At 73.9% G+C, this 6539-nt stretch carries 2 protein-coding genes and 1 pseudogene; all 3 read left to right on the top strand.

Annotated elements, in window-relative coordinates; genetic code table 11:
• Positions 1 to 1346 (top strand): annotated as a pseudogene (locus tag IH13_RS43190) (acyltransferase domain-containing protein); the annotation flags it as partial.
• Between the two features lie 18 nt (positions 1347 to 1364).
• Positions 1365 to 3674 carry an SDR family NAD(P)-dependent oxidoreductase gene (locus IH13_RS45400; RefSeq protein ID WP_420713443.1) on the top strand — a complete coding sequence of 770 codons (2310 nt, stop codon included), beginning with the start codon at positions 1365 to 1367 and terminating at the stop codon, positions 3672 to 3674.
• A gap of 22 nt (positions 3675 to 3696) precedes the next feature.
• Positions 3697 to 6539: type I polyketide synthase (locus IH13_RS0135135; RefSeq protein ID WP_158791487.1), on the top strand; the 2843-nt coding region annotated here is incomplete at its 3' end.

The following is a 6539-nucleotide window of genomic DNA, read 5'->3' as shown; positions in this document are numbered from 1 at the left end:
GTGGCCGGTGTGATCAAGATGGTGATGGCGATGCGGCACGGCGTACTGCCCCCGACCCTGCACGTGGACGAGCCCTCGTCCCACGTCGACTGGTCGGCGGGCGCCGTGGCGCTCCTGACCGGACCGGTCGACTGGCCGGAGGCGGACCGGCCGCGCCGCGCGGGCGTGTCCTCGTTCGGCGTGAGCGGCACGAACGCGCACACCATCATCGAGCAGGCGCCCCCCACCGACTCCGCCCCCACCGACTCCGCCCCGGCCGACTCCGAGCCGGACGTCCCGCTCGACACCGGCGCCACCACCGTGTGGGTGCTCTCCGGCAGGACGCGCGAAGCTCTGAGGGACCAGGCATCGCGACTGCTGGCCGCAGCCGGCACCGCGGACCCCGCAGCCCTCGCCCACGCCCTGGCGACGACCCGATCCCGCTTCGAGCACCGCGCGGCTCTCGTCGCCCGGGGGCCCGCGGAGTTCGAGGAGGCCCTGCGCGTGCTGGCCGCCGACGGCTCGGGGGCCGGAATCGTACGGGGCAGCGCGGCCCGCGAAACCGGGCCCGTGCTCGTCTTCCCCGGACAGGGCGCCCAGTGGCCCGGTATGGCGAAGGAACTCCTGGACACCTCCGCCGTGTTCGCCGCGCGCCTCGCCGAGTGCGCGCAGGCCCTGGCCCCCCATACCGACTGGTCGCTCGAGGACGTCGTACGGGAGGCCCCCGACGCGCCCGGCCTCGACCGGGTCGACGTGGTGCAGCCCGTGCTGTGGGCGGTCATGGTGTCGCTGGCCGATCTGTGGCGTGCCTGCGGAGTCCGTCCGGCCGCGGTGCTCGGCCACTCGCAGGGCGAGATCGCCGCCGCGACCGTGGCCGGCGCCCTGTCCGTCGAGGACGCCGCGCGCGTCGTCGCCCTGCGGTGGCAGCCGTCAACGGCCCCTCGTCCGCCGTCGTCGCGGGGGAACCCGAGGCCCTGGACGAGCTGCTGGGCGCCTGCGAGGCCGACGGCGTACGCGGCAGGCGCATCGCGGTCGACTACGCCTCGCACTCCGCCCAGGTCGAGGCCATCCGCGGGGAACTCGACCGGCTGCTCGGCGGAATCACCCCCCGCTCGTCGACCGTGCCGTTCTACTCGACCCTGACGGGCACGACGATCGACACAGCGGCGCTGGACGCCGCGTACTGGTTCCGGAACCTGCGCTCCACCGTGGAGTTCGAGGCCGCCACCCGCGCGGCACTCGCCGACGGCCACCGCGTCTTCCTCGAGGTGGGCCCCCACCCGGTGCTGGGACTCGGGCTCCAGGAGACGTTCGACGCCGTGGACACTGAGGCGACCGCGCTGGGGACCCTGCGCCGTGACGAGGGCGGGGCGCACCGCTTCCTGATGTCCCTGGCCGAAGCCCACGTCGCCGGTGCGTCCCCCGACTGGCGGGCCGTGCTCGGCAACCGCACGGGCCACGTCGGGCTGCCCACGTACGCCTTCCAGCGCAGCCGGTACTGGCCGAAGCCCGCAGTGTCCCCCGCCCCGGCCGGCCACCGGGACCCCGTGGACGACGCGTTCTGGACCGCGGTGGAGAGCGAGGACCCGGACGCCCTGGCCGGGATGCTGGGAGCCGGTGACGACGACACCCGGCGCTCGTGGGAGAGCATCCTGCCCTCCCTGACGTCCTGGCGACGCGAACGCCGCGAACAGTCCGTCCTGGACAGCTGGCGCTACAGGATCAGCTGGAAACCGGTCACTCCGGCCACGGTCCCGGCGCCCTCGGGGACCTGGCTCGTCGTCAGCCCGCCCGGGGCGGCGAGCGAGGCGGCCCAGGCCGTCGAGCGGGAGCTGGCGCGCAACGGGGCCCGCACGGTCCAGGTGCTGTTCGAGTCCGACGACACCGGACGGGCCATGGCGCTTCAGCGGCTCGGGGAGGCCGTGCCCGACGGGCCGGTCGAAGGCGTCGTCTCCTTCCTGGCCGAGGACGACCGACCCGACCCCTTCCACTCCGTCGTACCGGCCGGCGTCGCGGCCACCACCTCACTGATCCAGGCGATGACCGATCTGGATCTCGTGGCACCCCTGTGGTGCCTCACCCGGGGAGCGGTCTCCTTCGACGGCTCCGGACCGCTCACCGGCCCCGCCCAGGCGCAGATCTGGGGACTGGGGCGTGTGATCGGCCTCGAGCACCCCGAACGCTGGGGCGGCCTCATCGACCTGCCCGCGCAGCCGGACGAACGGTCCGTCGCCCAGGCGTGCCGGCTCCTGGCCGGGGCCGGCGACGAGGACCAGCTTGCCGTCCGCCCCCAGGGCGTCTTCGCCCGCCGCCTCGGACGCTCGCCCGCAGGCCCCGGGCCGTCCGCGCCGACGCCCTGGAAGCCGCGCGGTACGGCCCTGATCACAGGAGGCATGGGAGCGCTGGGGTCCCACGTGGCACGCTGGCTCGCGGGCCAGGGCGCCGAACACCTGGTGCTGACCGGGCGCAGGGGCGAAGCCACGCCCGGCGCCCTCGCGCTGAGGGACGAACTCACCGCCCTGGGAGCCCGCGTGACGCTTGCGGCCTGTGACGTCGCGGACCGCGACGCCCTTGCCACCCTGGTGAAGGAGCTGGCACAGGACGACGGGGCACCCGTACGCGCAGTGGTGCACGCCGCGGGGGAGACCCTGGTGTCCGGCCTGGAGGAGAGCGACCCCGCCGAGTTCGCCCGGGTCATGTCCGCGAAGGCGGCGGGCGCGACCCACCTCGACGAGCTCTTCGGAGCCGACTCGCTGGACGCCTTCGTGCTGTTCGCCTCCGGCGCGGGTGTCTGGGGCGGATCGGCGCAGGGCGCCTACGCCGTGAGCAACTGCCACCTCGACGCCGTCGCGGAACGCCGCCGAGCACGCGGGCTCGCGGCCACATCGGTCGCCTGGGGCGGCTGGGCCGGAGGAGGCATGGTGGACGCCTCCGCCGAATCCACACTGACCCGCCTGGGGCTGCGTCCCATGGACCCCGGGCCGGCTGTGCGGGCCCTGGTCCAGGCGGTGGAACGGCAGGAGACCTGCCTGACGGTCGCCGACATCGACTGGACCCGGTTCGCCCCCGCGTTCACGATGGCCGGGCACCGGCCGTTGATCGGGGACATCCCCGAAGCCGCCGCCGCACTCCAGCCGCCCGAGGACGACCACGACCGGTCCGGGGCCGAGGCCACCGCTCTCGCCGGCCGGCTGGCCGGCGCCTCGGACGCCGAGCGCAAGCGGATGCTCCTCGACCTCGTACGTGCGGAAGCCGCCGCGGTGCTCGGGCATCCCACCGCCGACGCCGTCGATGCCCAACGGGCCTTCCGGGAGATGGGGTTCGACTCGGTGATGGCGGTCGAACTGCGCAACCGCCTGAACACCGCCACCGGGCTGCGCCTGGAGACCACCCTGGTCTTCGACGAACCCTCACCCACCGGCCTCCGCGACCGGCTGTTGCGCGAACTGCTGCCGCCGGACGCGGACGCGGAGGCGTCCGGCGACACGGACGACGCACAGGTGCGTGCGCTCCTGGCCACCATCCCGGTGGCCCGGATCCGCGAGTCGGGCCTCCTGGACGCGCTGCTGCGTCCGGACGACGCCGAGACCCCCCAGGAGCGGAGCGTGCCTGAGCCCGACGACCGGGTGGACGAGATCAACGCCATGGACGTCACCGCCCTCGTCCGCATGGCGACACGAACCAAGGAAGCCTGATGCGACGAACAGCGTGGAGCTCATGATGGGGACGCAGGTCGAAGAGATCGTCGAAGCGCTGCGGGCCTCTCTCGTGGAGAACGAACGACTGCGCCGACAGCATCAGCGCCTCGTCGACGAGCGGGCGGAGCCGGTCGCCGTCGTGGCGATGAGCTGTCGTCTGCCGGGCGGCGTGCGATCGCCGGAGGACCTGTGGCGCCTCGTCATGGACGGCACGGACGCCATGTCGTCCGTCCCCGACGGCCGTGGCTGGGACGTGGACTGGCTGCGCGGGCTGGGTGATGCGGGCATCACCCCTGAGGGCGGATTCGTCCACGACGCCGACGCCTTCGACGCCGCTCTGTTCGGCATCGGTCCCCGCGAGGCACTGGCGATGGACCCGCAGCAGCGGTTGCTGCTCGAGTCGTCGTGGGAGCTGTTCGAGCGGGCCGGGATCGCCCCGTCGTCCCTGCGCGGCACCGGCACCGGCGTGTTCGTGGGTGCCTCCTCCTCGGGATACAGCGCGGGGATGTACGGCGATGCCCAGGGCAGTGACAGCTACCTGCTCACGGGCGGTGCGGGCAGCGTGATCTCCGGCCGGGTCGCGTACGTCCTCGGCCTCCACGGCCCGGCGATCACGGTCGACACCGCCTGCTCGTCGTCCCTGGTCGCGATCCACCTCGCCGCCAGATCACTCCGTGACAGGGAGTGCTCGCTGGCGCTGGCGGGCGGGGTGACGGTGATGGCCACCCCAGGCGCGTTCGTCGAGTTCAGCAAACAGCGAGGACTCGCCGGCGATGGCCGCTGCAAGTCGTTCGCCGCCGGAGCCGACGGGACAGGCTGGGGCGAAGGAGCGGCCGTCATCCTCCTGGAACGTCTGTCCGACGCCCATCGGAACGGCCGGAAGGTGCTGGCCGTGCTGCGCGGCAGTGCGGTCAACCAGGACGGTGCGAGCAACGGACTGACAGCTCCCAGCGGGCCGGCCCAGCGCCGCGTGATCGCCCAGGCGCTCGCCGACGCGGAACTGACCCCGGCCGATGTGGACGCAGTGGAGGCGCACGGCACCGGCACGGTGCTCGGCGACCCGATAGAGGCCCAGGCCCTGCTCGCCGCCTACGGCCGCGACCGTCCGGCGGACCGGCCCCTGTTCCTCGGCACCGTCAAGTCGAACCTCGGGCACACCCAGGCCGCCGCCGGTGCCGTCGGCGCCATCAAGACCGTCCTCGCACTCGGGCACGGGGTTCTGCCCCGGACCCTGCACATCGACGCTCCCACCCCCCACGTCGACTGGACGGGCGGCGCGGTGTCCCTGCTGACCCGGGCCACACCCTGGCCCGACACGGGAAGGCTCCGGCGTGCGGGCGTCTCGGCCTTCGGGCTCAGCGGGACCAACGCGCACCTGATCCTCGAAGAGGCACCCGCCGACGAGCCCGCCACGGGCCCCACCACCGAGCTCCCCTTCGTTCCGTTCCTGGTGTCCGCCCGCACCGAGGAAGCTCTCAGGGGCCAGGCGACGCGACTCCTGGACCGGCTGCGCGACGATCCCGGCCTGTCCCCGACGGATCTCGGGTACTCCCTGGCCGTCTCCCGCGCGGCCCTCGACCGCAGGGCGGTGGTCCTGGCCGACGACCGCGACGGCCTCGTCCGCGGACTCACGTCCCTGTCCCGCGGCGAGGCGGCCCCGGGGCTGGTCCGGAGCGAGGACCGGGCAGGGGAAGGCCTCGCCTTCCTCTTCACCGGGCAGGGCAGCCAGCGACCGGGCATGGCGGACGAGCTGTACGCGGCCTTCCCCGCCTTCGCCGCGGCCCTGGACGCCGTCTGCGACGGGTTCGACCCGCATCTGGACACGTCCCTGCGCGTGGTGATGTCGGGCACGGACCCGGCCGAGCTGGACCGGACCGAGTTCGCCCAGCCCGCGCTCTTCGCGTTCGAAGTCGCCCTGTACAGGCTGCTGGAGAGCTGGGGAGTGTGCCCCGACGCGGTCGCCGGCCACTCACTGGGCGAGCTCGCAGCGGCGCATGTCGCGGGGGTCCTGTCACTCGAGGACGCCTGCACCTTCGTCGCGGCCCGCGGCCGGCTGATGCAGGCCATGCCGGCCGGCGGCCTGATGGTGGCCGTCGAGGCGTCCGAACAGGAGGTCCAGGACCTCATCGGTTCCGGAACCGGTGTGTCGATCGCCGCCGTCAACGGACCTGCGTCCGTGGTCCTGTCCGGTGACCGGGACGAGGTCCAGGACATCGTGACCCTCTGGACGAAGCAGGGACGCAGGCACAAGGAGCTGCGGACCAGCCACGCCTTCCATTCGGCGCACATGGACGCCATGCTGGACGATCTCCACTCGGTCGCCACGAAGCTGACCTTCCGGCCGGCGCGGACCGACCTCGTCAGCGCGACGACCGGCGCGCCCCTCACCTCGGACCAGGCGCTCAGCCCCGACCACTGGACGCGGCACGTCAGGGACACCGTCCGGTTCGCCGACGCGGTACAGCGGCTGCACGACGACCGGGTCGGCACCTTCCTGGAGATCGGCCCGGACGGCGTGCTCACCGCCCTCACCCAGGACTGCCTCGCCGGCCGGGGCGAACCGGGGCCGCCCCTCCTCGTCGCGACACAGCGGCGCGACCGCTCGCCGGTGCGCGCCCTGTTCACCGCTCTGGCCGAGCTCCACGTGCACGGCCTGCCCGTCGACTGGGCGGCGGTGTTCGCCGGACTGGACGCCCGCCTGACCGATGTGCCCACCTATGCGTTCCAGCGGCGCAGGTACTGGCCCGCCCCTCCCGTCCACACCCCCGGTCAGGCAGCCCCAGGCCAGGCGGTCGTCGAGACGGCCGAGGACACCCCGCCCGCCGAAGCCCGGGAGGCCCTGGCGGAGCGGCTGGGGGGGGG

It is taken from the genome of Streptomyces sp. NRRL WC-3549 (assembly GCF_000721935.1).
Classification (GTDB): Bacteria; Actinomycetota; Actinomycetes; order Streptomycetales; family Streptomycetaceae; genus Streptomyces.
The sequence above is the reverse complement of the archived record's forward strand: the minus strand, read 5'-3'. Positions and strand labels throughout refer to the sequence as shown.

Coding starts and splice junctions, on each gene's coding strand:
- IH13_RS45400 (WP_420713443.1), top strand. CDS start 1,365: ATGTCCCTGGCCGAAGCCCACGTCGCCGGTGCGTCCCCCGACTGGCGG.